The organism is Geobacillus sp. FJAT-46040, assembly GCF_002335725.1.
Classification (GTDB): Bacteria; Bacillota; Bacilli; order Bacillales; family Anoxybacillaceae; genus Geobacillus; species Geobacillus thermoleovorans.
The window spans coordinates 1,000,151-1,019,619 of sequence record NZ_NISS01000001.1 but is presented as its reverse complement, the minus strand read 5'-3'; the positions used below and the strand labels follow the sequence as shown (position 1 = coordinate 1,019,619).

Annotated in this window: 16 protein-coding genes and 5 pseudogenes; 3 read left to right on the top strand and 18 right to left on the bottom strand. The window is 54.5% G+C overall.

The window, feature by feature from the left end; all coding sequences use genetic code 11:
• Positions 1-163: 163 nt before the first annotated feature.
• The 15 genes and pseudogenes from CD000_RS05470 to ilvD form a co-directional block, all read right to left on the bottom strand.
• A complete protein-coding gene (locus CD000_RS05470; protein WP_096225072.1) occupies positions 164-1,483 on the bottom strand; it encodes an ABC transporter substrate-binding protein in 1,320 nt (439 codons plus the stop codon).
• Positions 1,484-1,500: 17 nt separating this feature from the next.
• Positions 1,501-2,313 carry a carbohydrate ABC transporter permease gene (locus tag CD000_RS05465; RefSeq protein WP_020756023.1) on the bottom strand — a complete coding sequence of 271 codons (813 nt, stop codon included), beginning with the start codon at positions 2,311-2,313 and terminating at the stop codon, positions 1,501-1,503.
• Positions 2,310-3,254, bottom strand: coding sequence for a carbohydrate ABC transporter permease (locus CD000_RS05460; RefSeq protein ID WP_096225070.1), 945 nt, complete (start codon positions 3,252-3,254; stop codon positions 2,310-2,312). The genes CD000_RS05465 and CD000_RS05460 overlap by 4 nt, the downstream gene beginning before the upstream one ends.
• Positions 3,251-4,354 carry an ABC transporter ATP-binding protein gene (locus tag CD000_RS05455; protein WP_096225068.1) on the bottom strand — a complete coding sequence of 368 codons (1,104 nt, stop codon included), beginning with the start codon at positions 4,352-4,354 and terminating at the stop codon, positions 3,251-3,253. The genes CD000_RS05460 and CD000_RS05455 overlap by 4 nt, the downstream gene beginning before the upstream one ends.
• A 195-nt stretch (positions 4,355-4,549) precedes the next feature.
• Positions 4,550-5,418: pseudogene (locus CD000_RS05450) on the bottom strand (peptide MFS transporter); the annotation flags it as partial.
• A 266-nt stretch (positions 5,419-5,684) separates the two neighbouring features.
• Entirely contained in the window at positions 5,685-6,896 is a 1,212-nt protein-coding gene (locus tag CD000_RS05445; RefSeq protein ID WP_096225066.1) for a thiolase family protein, read from the bottom strand.
• Between the two features lie 26 nt (positions 6,897-6,922).
• On the bottom strand, positions 6,923-7,786 hold the full coding sequence (locus CD000_RS05440; RefSeq protein ID WP_096225065.1) for a 3-hydroxyacyl-CoA dehydrogenase: 864 nt from the start codon (positions 7,784-7,786) through the stop codon (positions 6,923-6,925).
• Positions 7,787-8,035: 249 nt separating this feature from the next.
• The gene (locus tag CD000_RS05435) at positions 8,036-9,553 is read right to left on the bottom strand and encodes an aldehyde dehydrogenase family protein (protein ID WP_096225061.1); all 1,518 of its coding nucleotides are present in this window, start codon (positions 9,551-9,553) and stop codon (positions 8,036-8,038) included.
• A gap of 17 nt (positions 9,554-9,570) precedes the next feature.
• Positions 9,571-10,344 carry an enoyl-CoA hydratase-related protein gene (locus tag CD000_RS05430; protein ID WP_096225060.1) on the bottom strand — a complete coding sequence of 258 codons (774 nt, stop codon included), beginning with the start codon at positions 10,342-10,344 and terminating at the stop codon, positions 9,571-9,573.
• A gap of 12 nt (positions 10,345-10,356) precedes the next feature.
• The gene (locus CD000_RS05425; RefSeq protein WP_096225059.1) at positions 10,357-11,133 is read right to left on the bottom strand and encodes an enoyl-CoA hydratase/isomerase family protein; all 777 of its coding nucleotides are present in this window, start codon (positions 11,131-11,133) and stop codon (positions 10,357-10,359) included.
• Positions 11,126-11,437, bottom strand: coding sequence for an EthD family reductase (locus CD000_RS05420; protein WP_011231526.1), 312 nt, complete (start codon positions 11,435-11,437; stop codon positions 11,126-11,128). The genes CD000_RS05425 and CD000_RS05420 overlap by 8 nt, the downstream gene beginning before the upstream one ends.
• 24 nt (positions 11,438-11,461) lie before the next feature.
• Complete coding sequence (paaD, locus tag CD000_RS05415; protein ID WP_096225058.1) at positions 11,462-11,938, bottom strand: 1,2-phenylacetyl-CoA epoxidase subunit PaaD; 477 nt, start codon at positions 11,936-11,938, stop codon at positions 11,462-11,464.
• 156 nt (positions 11,939-12,094) lie between these two features.
• Positions 12,095-12,205 (bottom strand): annotated as a pseudogene (locus CD000_RS05410) (1,2-phenylacetyl-CoA epoxidase subunit PaaC); the annotation flags it as partial.
• Positions 12,206-12,250: 45 nt separating this feature from the next.
• Positions 12,251-12,763, bottom strand: a pseudogene (locus CD000_RS05405) (Phenylacetic acid catabolic protein); the annotation flags it as partial.
• 119 nt (positions 12,764-12,882) lie between these two features.
• The gene (gene ilvD, locus CD000_RS05400; RefSeq protein WP_023633537.1) at positions 12,883-14,562 is read right to left on the bottom strand and encodes a dihydroxy-acid dehydratase; all 1,680 of its coding nucleotides are present in this window, start codon (positions 14,560-14,562) and stop codon (positions 12,883-12,885) included.
• 520 nt (positions 14,563-15,082) lie between these two features.
• On the opposite strand from ilvD, the gene proB reads away from it, so the two are divergent.
• On the top strand, positions 15,083-16,207 hold the full coding sequence (proB, locus tag CD000_RS05395) for a glutamate 5-kinase (RefSeq protein WP_011231534.1): 1,125 nt from the start codon (positions 15,083-15,085) through the stop codon (positions 16,205-16,207).
• Entirely contained in the window at positions 16,204-17,448 is a 1,245-nt protein-coding gene (locus CD000_RS05390; protein ID WP_047818500.1) for a glutamate-5-semialdehyde dehydrogenase, read from the top strand. Before proB ends, CD000_RS05390 begins: the two co-directional genes overlap by 4 nt.
• Before the next feature lie 91 nt (positions 17,449-17,539).
• On the opposite strand, the gene CD000_RS05385 is transcribed toward CD000_RS05390, so the two are convergent.
• The 3 genes and pseudogenes from CD000_RS05385 to CD000_RS05375 form a co-directional block, all read right to left on the bottom strand.
• Positions 17,540-17,944: a GtrA family protein gene (locus CD000_RS05385; RefSeq protein ID WP_047818501.1), complete on the bottom strand. Its 405-nt coding sequence runs from the start codon at positions 17,942-17,944 to the stop codon at positions 17,540-17,542.
• Positions 17,916-18,410, bottom strand: a pseudogene (locus tag CD000_RS05380) (glycosyltransferase); the annotation flags it as partial. The gene CD000_RS05385 and the pseudogene CD000_RS05380, both read right to left, overlap by 29 nt.
• Positions 18,403-18,774 (bottom strand): annotated as a pseudogene (locus tag CD000_RS05375) (ArnT family glycosyltransferase); the annotation flags it as partial. The pseudogenes CD000_RS05380 and CD000_RS05375, both read right to left, overlap by 8 nt.
• Before the next feature lie 153 nt (positions 18,775-18,927).
• Between CD000_RS05375 and CD000_RS05370 the strand changes: the two are divergent.
• Positions 18,928-19,338, top strand: a complete 411-nt coding sequence (locus tag CD000_RS05370) for a hypothetical protein (protein WP_060788390.1) — start codon at positions 18,928-18,930, stop codon at positions 19,336-19,338.
• Positions 19,339-19,469: the final 131 nt, after the last annotated feature.

Here is a 19,469-nt window from a genome sequence, read left to right as displayed (position 1 = left end):
TTTTTGCCATCGCTAATCGTTCCGTATGACATTACACGTAAATGCCCTTGTCCATGCCTGGTCCTTGCAGAACCCTTCACTGATTAAGGAGATCGGTTTCCCGAACGAGCATTGGATTTGCCTATCCGGCAGCTCCACCTGGACGCTTGTCCGGTTGGTCAGGTCAGTTTCCGGCCTCCTGCAACACCCGATTTGTCTCTTCCGCCGCCTGATCGAGCGCGTTTTGCGGATCGATTCCTTCGTACAACCGTTCCATCGCTTTCACGACATGTTGCCGAGATTCAGGGAAGACGGTGATGAGCGCCCCTTGGGTAGCAGGGGTTGATTTTGTTTCATGCAGCTGATCCACCGTCACTTTTAATTGTGGGTATTTCGCCCACTCCTCTTTGACGAGCGGCTCATCGTACGCAGCCGGGTTAATGGCAAAATACCCTGTGCGCACATGCCACTCAGCTTGGACAGGAGCGGTTGTCAAGTATTTCATGAACTCCCACGCCGCTTTTTGCTCCTTTTCGCTGCTTCCTTTCATCATCCAGAGCGAAGCGCCGCCAATTACGACGCCTTGACGTTCCACGCCATCCGGGACAGGCAAATACGAAACGCCAACGTCAAATGGCGAGTTATCGATCAACGTTTTTACACCAGCGGACGAATCCAAATACATGGCGATTTTTCCTGCTTGGAAGGCGGCGCGCATGTCGTCCCAGTTTTGACCGGCGTTGTAAAACGTGCCGTCTCGGTACATGTCGCTGATCAGCTCAAATACGCGCTTCCCCTCATCTCCATTGAATACCGCTTTTGTCGCATCACTGCTCCGTCCATTGTTGTTGTTCACATACAGTCCGCCTTGTACGGCCACCATTTCTTCAAAAAACCAGCCGTAGTTCAAAATCGAGAATCCGTACCGTTCGGTTTCTTTTCCTTTTTTCTTTGTCAGCTTTTTCGCCGCTTCCTTCAACTCGCTATAGGTGAGAGGCGGTTTTTCCGGATCAAGCCCGGCTTCGCGGAACGCATCTTTGTTATAAATGAGTACAGGGGTGGATGAGTTAAATGGCATCGAGTAAATCCGCCCGTTCACGGTATAATAATTGACAATGTTTTTCTCCCATTGTGAAACATCATACTTGTCTTTATCGATCCACGTTTGCACTGGAACAATCTTTCCACTGTCGATCATATGCTTTGTTCCGGCTTCAAACGTCTGCATGATCGTCGGGGCGTCTTTTGTCCCTGCTGCCGCATTCCATTTCGTCAGCGCCTCCTCATAGGTGCCTTGAAATACTGGCTTCACCTCAATCTCTGGATGGGTTTGGTTAAAATCAGCGACAATGTCATTTAAGACCGGCTCCAAATCCCCGCTCATCGAATGCCAAAACACCACTTCTGTTTTGCCTCCCGCCGCTTCGCCCGCATCTTCGCTTGAGCATCCCGCGGCAAATCCAATAAACATTAAAGCTAAGAAACTGGCTAAAACCTTTCTCATCTTGTTTCTCCTCCTCGCTATTGAATTGCTCCTTGCATAAGCCCTTTTCGCAATTGCTTCTGTCCAGCAAACAACAGCAACAAAGTTGGAAGCATCGCGATAACCGCCGCTGCCATAACGACGCCCCAGCTGCTGGCGATCTCTTGCGTCTGCAGCTGCTTGAGCCCGATCTGCACGGTGCGGACACGGTCATCGTTTGTAACGAGCAGCGGCCATAAATACATATTCCAAGCGTCCAAAAAACTATAAACAGCCAGCGTCACCAAACTCGTTTTTGAAAGCGGCAGCACGACGCGGCAAAAAAAGCGGAAATTCCCCACCCCAGACAACTGCGCCGCCTCATACAGCTCGTGCGGAATTTGCTTAAACTGTTGCCGCAATAAAAAGATGCCAAACGCCATCGCCCAAAACGGCACGATGAGTCCTGCGTAATGGTTTGTCCAGCCAAGCGCTTGGATGGTCAAAAAATTTGGGATCACAGTCGCTTCCCACGGAACGAGCATCGTGGCAATGCACACGTAAAACCACCGATCCCGACCGGGAAAGCGGAGAAACACAAAAGCGAAAGCGGCGAGACTTGACACGATGAGGCGCCCCACTGTAATCATGAAAGCCACAAAAAAGCTGTTCCATAAATATCTCCCAAGCGGAGCCTGTTGAAACGCGGCCTCATAATTGACCAATGTCCCCTTCTCAGGCCATAGGCGTCCTGACAAAATAGCGGCTCCATCCATCAAACTCATCAGAAGAGCATAAGCCACTGGAAACAAGATGACAACCGAGCATAGGCATAACAACACATAGTGAGCCGTTGCCCGCGCTATTTTCATTGGTAGTGCACCTTCCTCTCAGCAAACCGAAACTGCAAAAACGTGACGATGGCGATGATGAGAAAAAGGACAAGGGCTTGCGCGCTCGCGGAACCAAACTGATAGTTGACGAACGCTTCCCGGTAAATCGCGTAAACGAACACATTCGTAGCCTCCACCGGCCCTCCTTTCGTTAAAAAGTCAATTTGTCCAAACGTTTGCAGCGCTTGAATAAGCGAGACCGTCGTGACAAAAAACAACGTTGGCGACAACAGCGGCACAGTCACTGTCCACAGCTGCCGCCAATAGCTCATTCCAGCGATGCGGGCGCTTTCGTACAAGGATGGATCGATGTTTTGCAGACCGGCCAGCAACAATAAAAAGGTCAGTCCGATATTCATCCAGATCGTCGCCGCCGCCACCGCATACAATGCCGTGTCCTGGTCAAGAAGCCATGAAACAGGAGTCCCGCCGATCGCGGACACCAAACGATTGATGATCCCGATCGCCGGATTGTACATAAACATCCAAATCACCGAAGCGACTCCCACGCTCATCCCCATCGTAGAGGCAAAAATCGTCCGAAAGATCCCGATTCCTTTCCGTGTTTCATGAGCGAGCAACGCTAAACCGAACGAAACGGCGACCGTCGTCGGGACAGTGAGCGCCGCAAATAGAACCGTCGCCTTCAAACTATGCCAAAACGATGCATCTTGAAGAAGAGCAACAAAATGCGCCAAACCGACAAATTCCGTCGGGTGCCCTTGATAATCGGTGTGAAACATGCTTAAATACATCGTTCTCCCCAACGGGTAAAAGAGAAACACGCCAAACAGTAGGAGCGAAGGACAAAGATACACCATCCCTTCCAACCACGATTTTATTGCGGCCTGCCGCGCCTCCCGCTTCGTCCGGACCGACCATGGCGCTGGGGAGGGAACCGTTGAAACACGCTCATTCATTGGTGAACCCACACCTCCTCCCGCTTGATGGACGGGGCTCCAATTCGCTTTCCAGACGCATCGAAAAACAGGAAATCCTGCTCATCAAACGTCAATGGCACCACTTCTCCCAAACGGATGCGCCATTGTCCATTCCATCGTGCTGTCCAATAAAGATTTTTTGCCAACTCAAACGTCACTAACGTTTCATTGCCGAGCCACTCGACATGGCTGACTTTGACGGCCATAGATTCTTCTCCTGATTCCGCCGGCTCAATATGTTCCGGCCGCAGTCCGACGATCACCCGTTCAGCCTTCGGCAAAGAACGACGCAGAAGACGGATGGGCCGCTCGTTTTGCAATAAGAGGGAATGGTTCAGCACATGCGCTTCCGCCAAATTCATCGGCGGTGTTCCGATAAATGAAGCGACAAACGTGTTATCTGGGCTATTGTATACATCAAGCGGACTGCCGATTTGTTGCGGACGGCCGTCATGCAAAATCATCATCCGGTCAGCCATGGTCATCGCTTCCGTCTGATCGTGCGTGACATAAATCACAGTCATGCCGAGCTGACGTTGCAAACGTCGAAGCTCGCTCCTCATTTTCGCACGCAGCTTGGCATCTAAATTGGAGAGCGGTTCATCCATCAAACAAAGCGGAGTCTGCGCGACAATCGCTCGCCCTAAGGCAACGCGTTGACGCTGCCCCCCTGACAATTCCCGCGGCTTCCTATGCAGCACATCGGTCAATCCAAGCAATTCCGCCGCTTCCATGCAACGTTTCACTTGTTCTTCTTTCGGCACCTTTTGCGCCTGCAAGACAATCCGCATATTTTGCTCCACCGTCAAATGGGGATATAGCGCATAATTTTGAAAGACCATCGATAACCGGCGGGCGTGAGGGGGCCAATCATTCGCCACTTGTCCATCGATCAATACATATCCTGATGTCAGCGGCTCAAGGCCAGCGATCAGCCGCAAAATCGTGCTTTTGCCGCATCCCGATGGGCCGACAAGAACAAAAAACTCCCCTGATTCAATCGCGACATTCACATTCTCGACCGCGCTCTTTTTGCCTCCATACGATTTCGTCACCTCAACCAGCTCAAGAAACGCCATCCGCTTTTCTCCCCTTTCCTCTTTTTCTATTCCATCGTAATCCATTTTTGTAAACACCATCTGAACTTATTTTTTGATTTATGTAAATATTTTTTGAATAAAAAAAGAAGCTCTGCCAACGCAGAGCATCCTGTCACAGATTTGTAATCTTTTGGATCATCTGTTTTCCCTGTTGATACAAACATCAGCGTGATATTAACGAACGCCCTTCATGAGCCGCTGAATGCTCGGGGCGAGCAAAAACAAGATGACGCTTAACACAACCGCCGCCCCGCCGATCGTGCCGAAATAGGCCGTTTCGTTTTCGGGTGTATAGAAGCGCACAAGCTGGGCGTTGATCGCTTGCGCGGCGGCGTTCGATAAAAACCAAAGGCTCATCGTTGCGCTGAGAAAGCGGCAGGGGCAAGTTTCGTCGTCGCCGACAGGCCGACCGGCGACAGGCAAAGTTCACCAAGCACGACGATGAAATAGCTTAACACAAGCCAGATCGGATGGACAAGCCCTCCGCCGCTCAAATGGCCCGGCACGAGGATAACGATGAACGACAGGCCGGCGAACAACAAGCCGAGCGCGAATTTTTGCGGGATCGTCGGCTGCCGTTTGCCAAGCTTCACCCACATCCACGCGAACACCGGCGCTAAGAGGATGATAAACAACGGGTTCAGCGATTGGAACCAAGCCGGTGAAAGGTGAATGCCGGCGACATCCAGCTGTGTCCGTTTATCCGCATAGTTCGCCAAAATGGTCGATCCTTGTTCTTGAATCGCCCAAAACATCGCTGAAGCGACGAACAACGGAATGTAAGCGATCACGCGCGACCGCTCCTCCGCCGTCGTTTTCGGGCTGCGGTACATGACGACAAAATAGATGATCGGGATGATGATGCCTAAGATGCCGACAAGAGAAATAAACGTTTCCACAGTGAACCAGCCGCTCGGAATCAAGATGGCTAGCAGCACGGCAATCACGACCGCCCCTACGGCCATGATGGAAGCCGCTTTTTTCTTTTCCGCTGGCGTCAATGGATTCGGCACATACGTCCCGGCCAACCCGAGGTTTTTCTTTCCTATTTTCAGCAAAACATAGTTAAGGCGATTCATCTCCCACTTACTCCGCTTCGCTTCGTTGAAGTGGGAGTCTTCTCGCCTAATTAAGATAAAAAAGAGCCGCACCGCTAAAAAAGCAGGCGGCTCTCAACGGCATGCAAACATGCGGCCGCAGCTTCGGCAGCTTCATCAACTTAGGCAGACGTCATTCAACCAGACCGGCTGTATGATGGGCCGTCGTCTGAACATAACCATCCTTTCCGCCGAACGAAGACAAGGCGCTCTCACCGTTCGTCCGCGTTTTTCACAATCGTCGCGATTCCTTGGCCGACGCCAATGCACATCGTCGCCAAGCCATAGGCGACGCCGCGTTTTCGCATTTCGTAAATCAATGTCGTCAAAATGCGGGCGCCGCTCGCGCCAAGCGGATGGCCAAGGGCAATCGCTCCCCAGTTGACGTTCACTTTCGCCCGATCGAGCTCAAGCTGCCGGATGCATTCCAGCGCTTGCGAGGCAAACGCCTCGTTCAGCTCGACAAGCCCGATGTCGTCAAGCGACAACCCGGCGCGGCGCAACGCTTTGCGTGTCGCAAAAATCGGGCCTATCCCCATCACCGCCGGTTCGACGCCGGCGACAGCCGAAGTGACATAAACCGCCAGCGGCTTGAGGCCGAGTTCCTTCGCCTTCTCTGCGCTCATGACTAGCAGCGCCGCCGCCCCGTCGTTAATGCCGGACGAGTTGCCGGCTGTCACCGTGCCGTTTTCAAACAATGGGGGCAGCTTCGCCAGTTTCTCAAACGTCGTATCCGGACGCGGATGCTCGTCTTTATCGACGACAACGCGGTTGCCTTTTCGATCGTGATAAACGACCGGCACGAGTTCATCCGCAAACCGATTCGTTTCGATCGCTTGTTTCGCTTTCATTTGGCTTTCGTAAGCAAACTCATCTTGCGCCTCGCGCGTAATGCCGAATCGCTTCGCCACATTTTCCGCCGTTTGCGGCATGCTGTCGGTGCCATACATTTCGTGCATTTTCGGATTGATAAAGCGCCAACCGATCGTTGTGTCATACATCTCGATGTTGCCGCGCGGGAAATCGCTTGCCGGTTTCGGCATGACAAACGGAGCGCGCGTCATGCTTTCCACGCCGCCCGCGATCATGATATCCGCCTCTCCAGCCAAAATCGCCCGCGCCGCATAATTGACCGCATCAAGCCCTGAACCGCACAGCCGATTGACCGTCACCCCTGTGACTTCAATGGGCAGCCCGGCCAACAGCGCCGCCATGCGGGCGACGTTTCGGTTGTCCTCGCCGGCTTGGTTGGCGTTGCCAAAAACGACATCATCAATTTGTTCGACCGGCAAACCCGGATTTCGCTCGATAAGCGCCCGGATGACAACAGCCGCCAAATCATCCGGCCTGACGTCTTTCAACGCGCCCTTGTAGCGGCCAATCGGTGTGCGCACCGCATCGACAATCACAACTTCTCTGTTCATATTCTCCCCCATCCTTTTTCGACAGATCAGCCGTTTTCCCGATTCGTATAGTCATAGACGCCGCGGCCGGTTTTGCGGCCAAGCCGCCCCGCTTTGACGTATTGCTCCAAAAGCGGCGCCGGGCGGTATTTTTCTCCGAGTTTTTCGTGCAAATATTTTAAGTTGTTCAATCTCGTATCAAGCCCAACTAAATCCGCAAGCTCAAACGGCCCCATCGGGAAATTGAGGCCGAGCTTGATCGCTTTGTCGATCTCTTCGGGCGTCCCGACCCCTTCTTGCAGCATATAAAACGCTTCATTGCCGACAAGGGCGCTGATCCGGCTCGTGACAAATCCAGGAAATTCATTGACAACCACTGTCTCTTTTCCCATTCGCTCGGCCGCTTCTTTGGCCACTTGCGCCGTTTCGTCGCTCGTCTCAAGGCCACGGATGATTTCCACAAGCTTCATTTTATGAACCGGATTGAAAAAGTGCATGGCGATCACCCGCTCCGGCCGCTTCGTGAACGAACCGATTTCGGTCGGACTCATGGTGGATGTATTCGTCGCAAAATAGCACCACGCCGGTGCATGGGCGTCAATCGTCTCGAACACTTGCTTTTTCCATTCAAGCTTTTCCGGCACCGCCTCGATCACCAAATCGGCATCGCGCACAGCGGCCGCCAAATCAAGTGAATACGACAGGCGCGCCTCGGCTTCTTGCCGCTCGCTGTCGGTCAATTTCCCTCGAGCGACCGCCTGTTCAAAAATCGAAGCAATCTCCTTCTGGGCGCTCTCCAATTGTTCTTGCTTAATGTCCACTAAGGTCGTCTGGAACCCGCCGACAGCGCCGACATAAGCAATGCCTCTCCCCATCACGCCGCTGCCGACGACAACAAGGCGTTCGATCATCGTCTTCCCCCTCTCCTGCTTTCGCATATGACGGCTGATGCATCAAGCCGGCGGGCCTTTCGCCAAGCAACGGACGCCGTCAAATGAATGGGCACCCCATCACGAGCGACGGGGTGCTCGGCAAACGAGCGGGCGCGTCTCTCCACGCTTGCCCTAACCGGCTCTTGCCTTCAAGGGCGGCAAACTGAACGTTGCTTCCAAGGACGCGACCCGCTCTCGTATGTTGGCAAACGCAAAACGGAGAAAATCTTAGACGCCAAACGGATTAAGCGGACGCGGACCGTAATACGACAGCACGCTTTTCGTTTCTGTGTACAAATCAAGCGCCTCGACAGACAGCTCACGCCCAAATCCGGACTGTTTGTAGCCGCCAAACGGCGTGCCCGGGAAAGCGGAGAATGGGCTGTTGACCATGACAATGCCGGAACGCAGCTGTTTCGCTACGCGAACGGCGCGGCCATGATCTTTCGTCCAAATCGCGGCGGCCAGTCCATAGTCGCTGTCGTTCGCCAATTCAATGGCTTCGGCTTCATCGCGGAATTTCATCACGACGACAACCGGTCCGAAAATTTCTTCGCGAACCGCTTTCATTTGATGGTTCACGTTCGTCAAAATCGTCGGCTCATACCAGTAACCGTTTTCAAACCCAGCGACAACCGCCTCTTTTCCCCCGGCGGCGACCGTCGCTCCGTCGGCGACAGCCGATTGCACGTATTCGTCAATCACTTCCAGCTGCCCGCGGCTGATGATCGCCCCAACATGCGTGCCAGCATCAAACGGGTCGCCGAGTTTCAGCTGCTTCGTTTTGGCCACGAACGCTTCCATAAACGCGTCATAGATGCTTTCATGCACATACAAGCGGGAACGCGCCTCGCACGATTGGCCGCTGTTGTAGAAAATACCGAACAATGAGCCGGCGACAGCGGCTTCTAAATCAGCGTCCGCAAATACAAGGCTCGGCGATTTGCCGCCCAGCTCGAGCGTCACCCGTTTTAATGTTTTCGACGCTTTCTCCATAATTTCCTTCCCCACCGGCGTCGATCCGGTAAACGCCACTTTGTCGACGAGCGGATGTTCGACCAAATAGTCCCCAACTTCCGCTCCGGCGCCCGTCACCACATTGACGACCCCTTCCGGCACGCCGGCCTCATGGCAAATTTCCGCCAGCACCAGGCAGGTGAGCGGCGTCAGCGACGCCGGTTTAACGACGACCGAGCATCCAGCGGCAATGGCAGGCGCGATTTTCCAAGCCGCCATCATGAGCGGATAGTTCCAAGGAATGATTTGGGCGCACACACCGACAGGCTCTTTTTCTGTATAGTTGTGAAACGCGCCCGGCATCGGGTTGACCGCCCCGCGGTGCCCAATGATCGCCCCGGCGAAAAATTCAAAGTCTTCAATCGCCTGCATCACTTGCCCTTGAGCAGCCGACAACGCTTTGCCGGTATTCAAAATTTCCAATTCCACCAATTCATTGAAACGTTCGCGCATGATGGATGCAATTTGGTACAAGATGCGCGCCCGTTTTTGCACTGGAAAATGACGCCATTTCCCACGGCCAAACGCCCGCCGCGCCGCCTGCACCGCCCGTTCGGCGTCCTCGCGCGTCCCTTTGGCGACGCGGGCGACCGGTTCGCCAGTGGCCGGATTGGTCACCACAAATGTTTCGCCCGAGGCGCTTTCGACCCGCTCCCCGTTCACAATCAAATGATAGAAATCACGTTTGGTCGGCATCGGTTCCATTTTCTTTTGTTTCACAGTCGCCATCGTTTTTTCCCCCTTGCTTAGTTTCCTTGGAATAGTGGTTTTCGTTTTTCAAAGAACGCCTTGACGCCTTCGCGGTGGTCGGATGTCAATCCCGCAATGCGCTGGCATTCCGCTTCCCGTTCGAGGTAGCGGTCAAACGTCGTTTCCTCGCTTTCGCGAAGCAGCCGTTTGATGAGTCCAATCGCCTTCGTTGGCATGGCAGAGAGCCGCTCGGCAAACTGCTTTACTTCCTCCTCCCAATCAGAGAGAGGAATCACCTTTGTCGCCAGTCCGAGCGCAGCTGCTTCCTCGGCGGTCACTTTTTTCCCGAGCACCGCAAGCTCAAGCGCCTTCGCCCTCCCGACAAGACGCGGCAAATCGTAGAGATGGCCCGCGTCCGGCACAAGACCGACGTGAATAAACGCGGGAGCGAAACTCGCCTTTTCCGAGAGAAGCCGGAAATCACACGCCAGCGCCAAGCTCATGCCCGCGCCGGCCGCCGCCCCGTTCACCGCCGCGACAACCGGTTTTTCAAGATGATGAAGCGTTTTCATCATCGGCGCGTATCGGGAGCGCAGCACGTCGCCATGGTCCATTTCTTCCGTCACGCCGCTCAAATCTTCCCCTGCACAAAACGCCCGGCCGGCGCCTGTGATCACCACGCAGCGGACGTTTGGATCCGCCCCTGCTTGTTTTAGCGCCTTTGTCACTTCAGTGTTCATTTGTTCCGTAAACGCATTGAGCTGATCAGGGCGGTTGAGCGTCAGCCAGGCGACTTGTCCCTTCACTTCATAACGGATCGTTTCGTACATCGAACGCCCCGCTTATTTTCCTTGGAAGCGCGGCTTTCGTTTTTCGAGGAATGCCGCCATTCCTTCTTTTTGGTCTTCCGAGGCGAACAATAGGTAAAAGTTTTTCCGCTCAAATTGCATGCCTTCATACAGCGGATAGTCGACCGCTTTCTGCACCGCCTCTTTGATCAGCCGGAGAGCCAAAGGCGGCTGTTGGGCGAGCCGCCCGGCCAGCCTCATCGTTTCTTCCATTAAAAGCTCCGGGCTGACGACGCGCGTCACGATGCCCAGTTTGTGCGCCTCCTCCGCCGGCAAGCGCTCCCCGGTCCATAGCCACTCAAGCGCCCGCTTCGGACCGATGAGCTTTGTCAGCCGCTGCGTGCCTCCCGCACCTGGCATGACGCCAAGGTTCACTTCTGGAAAGCCAAATTCGGCCGCCGACGACGCGACAATCAAGTCGCACGAAAGCGCCAGCTCAAAACCTCCCCCTAGCGCCAACCCGTTCACAGCGGCGATCATCGGCGTTTTCACGATGGACAGGCGATCCCAATCGGCAAACTGGTTCAGCCACTCAAGACGAATGGGGTCATCTTTTGCCATCTCTTGAATATCCGCCCCAGCCGCAAACGCCCGTCCACGCCCGGTCAACACAATGACACGCACCTTCTCATTCCGATCAAACGCTTCCACTGCCGCAACGATTTCCGCCACCATTTGACGGCTCAGCGCATTCAATACATCAGGACGGGCGAGCTCGATGATGCCGACCGCTCCCTCTTGACGCGCCGCAATGGAAACAAACTCACTCATGTTCCACTTCCTCACCGACCATAAAGGTGACGAGGTCGCCGGCAAATGACATGACATCTTTTGCCGATGCCTTCGCTTCTTTCGTTTTCATCGCCTCTTGAAACGCCTCTTGACTATCGTAATACATTTCACACAACAAATAATACTCGCTTTCCGTCCCCATCGGCGTCCCCGTAATTTTCGTCACCTTGATTTTTCGGAGGCCAGGAATTTTTTCCGTCAACGGCACATGCGTCCCATAATAATGGGCGTCAAACTGCTCCTTATCTTTCGGCTGTTTGTACAAGGCGATCATTTTAAACATCACGAACGTCCCCTTTCCCTTTTCTTATCCTGAAATTAATACGGGCTTCATCGCCTCAAACGGATTTTTGCATTGTTTGCAGTAGAAAATGCTGCGGCAGGCGGTCGGGCCAAACAAATTTTCCATGACAGTCCGCTCCGCCCCGCAATATGGACACGCCACTTGCCATGCCCCTGACGACATTTGCCGCGGCGGAGGAGCGATGCCAAACTGCTTCAGCCGCTCACGTCCGGCTTCGCTGATCCGGTCGGACGTCCACGGCGGATGGCGGAGAAACTCAACCGTCACCGCCGAGGCCCCTGCTTGCTTCACCGCTTCCTCAACCCGCGTGCGGATGATGTCAAGCGCCGGACACCCGAGAAACGTCGGCAGCAAAGAGATCGAGACCGCTCCATCCCGAACGTCAACCTGTTCCACCATCCCAAGATCGACAATGCTAATCGAATGAATTTCTGGGTCTTTCACCGTTTCTAACGCTTTCCAAACCTCTTCATTTGTCATGGTTCTCCCTCACATTTTCCAACCCGCTGCCGTTTTTCCCGCTTTGGCTGCCTAGTGCCGCCAATGCTGCGCCGTTTTGCTCCTTCAACAAACACTTCGCCGTCACAAAGAGGCGTCATGCCCAACGCCGCACGTTGGCCAACAGCGGCGCGGACATTACCATATCGCATGCGGGACGGCGCGGTATACTTCTGACAACGTCGCCAGCGCTTCGTCCAAATCCGGCGTATGTTCGCCGTTGCGGCCGTTGCCATGTTTCATGCCAAACACTTGATAAAATCCTTGTTCTTTCCCCGCCATGGCCATCCCTCCTCATCCGGCCGTCCGTACGGCGCTGAGCGCCTCCCGCACCCACGCGTTCTGCTTGTACGCCGTCCGCCGAAGCTCAAGCCGCTCCTGCGACTTCGGCCCGTTGTTGCGGATGATTTCTTTAAACCGCTCCCAATCCGGCTGCCGGTAAATCCATTGACCCTTCTCTTTGTCAAAATGCATGGTCTCATCAGGAATCTTCAGTCCGAGCGCCCAAATGCGCGTCACATATTTCGTAAAGAAGTCTTGGCGCAGTTGTTCATTCGTTTTCGTGCGGATGCGGTATTTGATCGTGATGTCTTGCTTCGAAGTTCCCGTCGTATCGGCCGTCGGCGGGCCAAAAAACATGAGCAACGCCTCCCACCAACGGTTGAGCGCCTCTTGCAGCATCTCTTTCTGCTCCTTCGTCCCTTCGGCAAGCGCCAAAATGATGGACTCGCCGTGCTGGGCGTGAAACACTTCCTCGGCGCAAATGCGCTTCAGCGCCCGCGCGTACGGTCCGTATGAGGCATCCAATCACATGCCTTCATATCAAAAATAAATGAAAGAGGCGGAAAAACCGCCTCTTTTGATCCTGATCGTCTAATGGCGTCCCTCGCGCGCTTGGAAGGGGACAACGCTCTTACAGAAATCCGCTAAATCTTCATAATCCCCCCCGTGCTCGCCGATGTGACGTGTTTCGAGTAGCGGGCGAGATACCCGGTTTTCACTTTTGGTTCAAAGCCTTTCCAGTTCGCTTTCCGGCGTTCGAGCTCTTCATCGGACAGCTTGACGTTGATCGTTCGTTTCACCGTATCGATCTCGATGATATCGCCGTCTTGGATGAAAGCGATCGGTCCGCCTTCCGCCGCTTCCGGTGAAACGTGGCCGACGGACAAGCCGCGCGAGGCGCCGGAGAAGCGGCCGTCGGTGACAAGCGCTACCTTCGTACCGAGCCCCATGCCGACGATTTGCGACGTTGGCGCAAGCATTTCCGGCATCCCTGGGCCGCCTTTTGGTCCTTCGTAGCGGATGACGACGACATGACCCGGCTTGATTTTGCCGCTGGCGATGCCTTCAAGCGCCTCTTCCTGCGAATCAAACACGATCGCCGGACCTTCATGGCGCGTGATGCCGCCTTGGACCGCGCCGGTTTTGATGACGGCGCCGTCCGGCGCTAAGTTGCCGAACAAAATGGCGAGCCCGCCCGTTTCCGAATACGGGTTGTCAATCGGGCGGATGACATCGTAGTTTTTCACTTGGCAGCCGGCGATGTTTTCACCGAGTGTTTTGCCGGTGACAGTCAGCGTATCTAAATGAAGCGTGCCTTCTTTTTTCGCCAGCTCGTTCAACACCGCCGAGACGCCGCCGGCTTCGTGCAAGTCTTCAATGTAATGCACATCCGACGCCGGCGCGAGTTTGGCCAAATGCGGCACGCGCGCCGCGATTTCGTTGATGCGCTCAAGCGAGTAGTCGATGCCGGCTTCGTTGGCGATCGCAAGCGTATGCAGCACCGTATTCGTCGAGCCGCCGAGCGCCATATCGAGTGCGAACGCGTTGTCGATCGCTTTTTCCGTTACGATGTCGCGCGGTTTGATGTCATGTTCGATCAAATACATCAGCTGCTTTGCCGATTGGCGGACCAGCTCTTTGCGCGCTGGGTCAACCGCCAAAATGGTGCCGTTGCCCGGCAAAGCGAGCCCGAGCGCTTCAGCGAGACAGTTCATGGAGTTGGCCGTAAACATGCCCGAACACGATCCGCACGTCGGACAGCCGTAGCGTTCGAGTTCTTCGAGCCCTTTCTCATCGAGCGTTCCGCCTAAATACGCCCCGACCCCTTCAAACACGGACGAGAGCGAAATTTTCCGTCCGTCTTTCGTCACACCGGCTTTCATCGGCCCGCCGCTGACAAAAATCGTCGGGATGTTGAGCCGCATCGCCGCCATCATCATCCCTGGCGTAATTTTGTCGCAGTTCGGAATGCATACCATGCCGTCAAACCAATGCGCCGAGATGACCGTTTCGATCGAATCAGCGATGATTTCCCGGCTCGGAAGCGAATAGCGCATCCCGATATGCCCCATGGCGATGCCGTCATCAACGCCGATCGTGTTCATTTCAAACGGCACGCCGCCTGCTTCGCGAATCGCTTCTTTCACGATTCTCCCAAACTCTTGCAAGTGAACGTGCCCCGGAATAATGTCGATGTACGAATTGACAACCGCGATGAACGGTTTGTCAAAATCCTCATCTTTCACCCCGGCCGCCCGCAGCAAACTCCGGTGCGGGGCGCGGTCAAATCCTTTTTTGATCATGTCGCTGCGCCGCTTTTTCATATTCTGGTCCCTCCATCGTGCAGATTGCTAGGTTGCTAGTATTGTACCACTTTTTCTAATAGAAAGACAATTACCTTTATTATGAATGCGTTTTCAAAATCCGCTTCGAAAAAACAAGTCAGAAAAATCAGCCTTTCCTCTTGACAACCGGAGCATTTGGCGTCATAATTTCTTACAAATTATAAATCGCAAGTCTATCCTTGACAATGAAACAACGAGAACGGCACGGGATTAGTAAACCGAGGGAACGCGCCAGAGAGTGGAACCCACAGGCTGGAAGGTTCCTCGCGGGAAGCCGGTTGAACCTGCCCTAGACGGCCGCTTATGCAAACATAAGCCGCACGCCTGCGTTACAGGCCAGAGGTGGGCGCTTTGTGCGCCAAAAAAGGTGGTACCGCGGAACGCTTTTCCGTCCTTTTGCAAAAAAGGAGGAAAAGCGTTTTTTATTGGCCGGCCGCTTCGCAGAGCGGCTAGGCGATCCAACTCATGCCATTCAACACGCAAAGGAGGGAGGAACGCGATGAAACGGCAGCGCGTGGTGGTCAAAATCGGCAGCAGCTCGCTCACCGATCCGAAAGGCGGCCTTTGCCATGACAAGCTGTTCGATCACGTTGAGGCGATCGCTTATCTCAAACAGCTCGGCCATGACGTCATTCTCATCACGTCCGGCGCTGTCGCCGCTGGTTTCGGACCTTTAGGCTACCCGGCGCGCCCGACGACAATCGCTGGGAAACAGGCAGCCGCAGCCGTCGGGCAAAGTTTGCTCATGCAGGCGTACAGCTCGGCGTTCGCCCAATTCGGCTTTACGGCCGCTCAGCTGTTGTTGACGCGCAGCGACTTTTACAGCCGCGAGCGGTTCCGCAACTTGTTTGCCACAATCACCACACTGCTTGAGAACGGCGCCGTGCCGATCATTAATGAAAACGACTCCGTTTCCATCGAAGAATTGACATTTGGCGACAATGACATGCTTTCGGCGCTTGTCGCCGGCTTTTTGCACGCTGATGCGCTCATTTTGCTTACGGACATTAACGGGTTGTATGACGCCAATCCGAAAACGAATCCGCAGGCGAAAAAATACGCCTTTTTGCCGGAAATCACCGATGAGATGATCGAAGCCGCCGGCGGCATCGGTTCAGCCGTCGGCACCGGCGGGATGCGCTCGAAGCTTCTCGCGGCTCGAAAAGCACTTTCGTTTGGCGTCAGCGTGTTCATCGGCACGGGAAGCGGCCGAGAAAAACTGGCTGATATTTTAGCTGGAAAAGGAGACGGCACGTACATCGGCGTTCCGTTTCCGAAACAAATGCAAATGCGCAAACAATGGATTGCCTATCATGCTCCTGTCGCCGGCATGATCACGGTCGACAGCGGGGCTGAAGAAGCGTTGCTTATGCGTGGGAAAAGTTTGCTCCCTGCTGGCGTAACAGCGGTTTCCGGCGACTTCCATGCGATGGATGTCGTGGATGTCGTCAATGAAAAAGGGATCACGATCGGACGCGGCCAAGTGTATTACGCCGCCGCCGATTTGAAAAAAGTGAAAGGGCGGCCGAGCGAAGAGGCCCGGCAATACTCTTACCTTCACCGCCCGGAAGTCATCCACCGCGACAATTGGGTCACGTTGCGAAAGGAGAGTGTATCGAAATGAGCGAACTGCTCGAAAAAGCCGAACGGTTGAAAACCGCCTCACAAACGCTCGCCATGCTGTCAGCGGAGGAAAAAAATGAGGCGTTGGAACAGATCGCCCAAACCCTTGACCGCGAACGCGCCTTCATTTTGCAAGAAAACGAGAAAGATATGGCCCAAGGCCGCGAACAAGGGCTGTCGCCGGCTTTGCTTGACCGGCTCCAACTCACCAATGAACGCCTGGACCAAATCATCGACGGCGTCCGCCAAGTCGCCTCGCTGCCTGACCCGGTCGGAGAAATCATCGCAGAGTGGACGCGGCCGAACGGGCTCCGCATCCAAACGGTGCGCGTGCCGCTTGGGGTCATTGGCATGGTGTACGAAGCGCGCCCGAACGTGACGGTCGATGCGGCGAGCCTTTGCTTGAAAACGGGCAACGCGGTTTTGCTTCGCGGCAGCACATCAGCGCTTCATTCGAACAAAGCGCTCGTTCGCGTCATGAAAGAAGCGCTCCGCACGACGACCGTTCCGGAAACGGCGATTGAACTGCTCGAAGACACGAGCCGGGAAACGGCGCAGCGTATGTTCCGTCTCAACAACTACTTGGATGTGCTCATCCCGCGCGGCGGAGCCGGGCTCATCCGCTCGGTCGTCGAAAACGCCACCGTGCCGGTGCTTGAGACCGGCGTCGGCAACTGTCATATTTTCGTCGATGAATCAGCCGAGCGGCAAATGGCCATCGAGATCGTCCTAAACGCCAAACTGCAGCGCCCATCGGTCTGCAATGCCGTCGAAACGGTGCTCATCCATGAGCGTTGGCCATATGCCGCCGACTTGCTTGAGACGCTTCACGCCCGCGGCGTTGAGCTGCGCGGCGACCAACGTCTTGCCTCCGCCTATCCGTTTATCAGCGAGGCAACAGAAGATGACTGGTATACGGAATATTTGGCGCCGATTTTAGCGGTCAAACTGGTCGCCGATGTCGACGAGGCGATTGGCCACATCCGCCGCTACGGGACGAAGCACTCGGAAGCGATCATCACGGAAAACGAGGTGAACGTCCGCCGCTTTTTCCAGGCGGTCGACGCGGCGGTCTTGTACCATAACGCCTCAACCCGCTTCACGGACGGCGAACAGTTCGGCTACGGGGCGGAAATCGGCATCAGCACGCAAAAGCTGCACGCCCGCGGGCCGATGGGGCTTGTCGCCATCACGACGACAAAATCGCTCGTGTACGGGACGGGGCAAATTCGGGAGTCATAACGATGGCTGCAACGAAGACAGCTTCCTTTTTCACTAAGTTTCTAAAGCATAAAACGATCCGGACCCAACCCATGGCTTCCGGATCGTTTTCTTATTTTTCCATTTCCACAAATACCCAATAACGGCTGCCGATGAAATTCACCGCCATCCCGGCGATTGTCGCCGCCAGTTTCGCCAGCCAGAGCGGCGCGAGCCGTTCCGCGGCCAGCAAAACGGCAAGCGATGCACCGAACGACAGCCCGTTGACGACAAGAAAGCGCAAAACTTCCTTTATATTGGCTTTCCGTTTGACTTGAAACGTCCAACGCCGATTCCAAATGTAGCTGTTCGCCATCCCGGCGCCGTAGGCAACGGCTTGGGCAACCGCCGCCTTAGCGCCTGCAGCAGTCAACAAAAAAAAGACGGCGAAGTCCACCGCGGTATTGCTCACCCCAACGAGGCCAAACCGCCATACGGCTTGTTTTTCTTTACGGAATATACGAAGGCTTTCGTTCATGTTTCGTTCCGACTCCCCACGTTTCGTTGACAATATAGAGCGGACGCTCTTTCACTTCATCGTAAATCCGGCCGATATATTCGCCAATCGCGCCGAGCATGAGCAGTGTCACCCCGTTGCCAAGCAGCATGACCATCAACAATGACGCCCAGCCAGCGACCGTTGAATGAGCAAACCATTTAAGATGAAGGACAACGAACATCCCCACCACACTGGCCGCAGACAACAAAAATCCAAGCCAACTGGCCAGCTTCAGCGGCTTGTATGAAAACGAGGTGATGCCATCAAGCGAAAACCGAATCATCTTTTTGAGCGGGTATTTCGTCTCACCGGCGAAACGCGGCTCCCGTTCGTATTCAACCGCCGTCTGCCGGAAGCCGACCCAGCTTACCAGCCCCCGAACAAACCGGCTCCGCTCTCTCATATAGCGTAACTGATCGCACACTTTCCGGTCAATAGCAGGAAAACACGAAGCTTGCCCAGCGCGCCGCTATCCGCCCCGCCCACGGCTTGACGATCACGTACATCATCCACGTCGAGGCAACCCCCGCCAACGCTTCCGGAAGAAGCACGCTAAAATCGCTCACTCCGAACACTTTCACGCTCAACGCCTGCAGCCAAAGCGCCGCCGGCGGCTTATCAACGGTAATGAATCCCTCCGGATCAAGCGCGGCGAAGAAAAACGCCTTCCAACTTGCGGCCATGCTTTTCGCCGCCGCCGTATAATACACATTGGAACCGCTGTTTCCAATTTGATAGAAGTGCAAAAAAGCTGACCAAGCCATGATCGCAGCAATCCATCCATCCCATTTCCATTGTATTTTCTTCATCGACTCTCCCTTTCCGTCATGTTCTTTGTCTCCTGCCGTTACGTTACCCCGTGTTGGTGAAAGTTTGGTGAAAAAATCGAGCGAATGGACAAGGTTTTCATTTCGCTGACCGCAGACGTGTGCTATGATAAAAGGCGAAAGGAGGTGAATCGTGTGGAAGGAGCCACCATCGTGCAACAAATTTTAAAGGCGCTCGACTTGCATTCCGGAAAAATCCAACAACAAATGAAGGAAATGGAAGATCGACTGCGCACCGAAATCCAAGATACAGAAAGCCGACTGCGTGCTGAAATTCAAGACACGGAAAACCGACTGCGCGCGGAGATCCAAGATACAGAAAATCGGCTGTATGCCAAAATCCGCGAGACGGAAGACCGGTTGCACCAAAAACTCTTGGATCTGGAAAAACGCACGGATGCTCGATTTGAGCGCTTGGAAACGAAAATGAACTATTGGCGCCTTGAATGGTCGGAAACGCAGGAAACGGTTGACTTCCTCGCCCGCAAAACCCTCCAACATGAACGAAAACTCCGTTCCCGGGCTGGACAAAACGAAATCTCCTAAAAACGAAAAAGAAACAAGCCAACCGGCCGCCAGCATGTTTTTTGCTTGACGGCCGGTTGGGCTTTTGTCTCGTGCTTGCCGGCTTCTTTTTTGGACAGACAACCGCCTTGACCGATCATCGTTGTGTCGAA

Coding starts and splice junctions, on each gene's coding strand:
- CD000_RS05470 (WP_096225072.1), bottom strand. CDS start 1,483: ATGAGAAAGGTTTTAGCCAGTTTCTTAGCTTTAATGTTTATTGGATTT.
- CD000_RS05465 (WP_020756023.1), bottom strand. CDS start 2,313: ATGAAAATAGCGCGGGCAACGGCTCACTATGTGTTGTTATGCCTATGC.
- CD000_RS05460 (WP_096225070.1), bottom strand. CDS start 3,254: ATGAATGAGCGTGTTTCAACGGTTCCCTCCCCAGCGCCATGGTCGGTC.
- CD000_RS05455 (WP_096225068.1), bottom strand. CDS start 4,354: ATGGCGTTTCTTGAGCTGGTTGAGGTGACGAAATCGTATGGAGGCAAA.
- CD000_RS05445 (WP_096225066.1), bottom strand. CDS start 6,896: ATGAACAGAGAAGTTGTGATTGTCGATGCGGTGCGCACACCGATTGGC.
- CD000_RS05440 (WP_096225065.1), bottom strand. CDS start 7,786: ATGATCGAACGCCTTGTTGTCGTCGGCAGCGGCGTGATGGGGAGAGGC.
- CD000_RS05435 (WP_096225061.1), bottom strand. CDS start 9,553: ATGGCGACTGTGAAACAAAAGAAAATGGAACCGATGCCGACCAAACGT.
- CD000_RS05430 (WP_096225060.1), bottom strand. CDS start 10,344: ATGTACGAAACGATCCGTTATGAAGTGAAGGGACAAGTCGCCTGGCTG.
- CD000_RS05425 (WP_096225059.1), bottom strand. CDS start 11,133: ATGAGTGAGTTTGTTTCCATTGCGGCGCGTCAAGAGGGAGCGGTCGGC.
- CD000_RS05420 (WP_011231526.1), bottom strand. CDS start 11,437: ATGTTTAAAATGATCGCCTTGTACAAACAGCCGAAAGATAAGGAGCAG.
- paaD (WP_096225058.1), bottom strand. CDS start 11,938: ATGACAAATGAAGAGGTTTGGAAAGCGTTAGAAACGGTGAAAGACCCA.
- ilvD (WP_023633537.1), bottom strand. CDS start 14,562: ATGAAAAAGCGGCGCAGCGACATGATCAAAAAAGGATTTGACCGCGCC.
- proB (WP_011231534.1), top strand. CDS start 15,083: ATGAAACGGCAGCGCGTGGTGGTCAAAATCGGCAGCAGCTCGCTCACC.
- CD000_RS05390 (WP_047818500.1), top strand. CDS start 16,204: ATGAGCGAACTGCTCGAAAAAGCCGAACGGTTGAAAACCGCCTCACAA.
- CD000_RS05385 (WP_047818501.1), bottom strand. CDS start 17,944: ATGAACGAAAGCCTTCGTATATTCCGTAAAGAAAAACAAGCCGTATGG.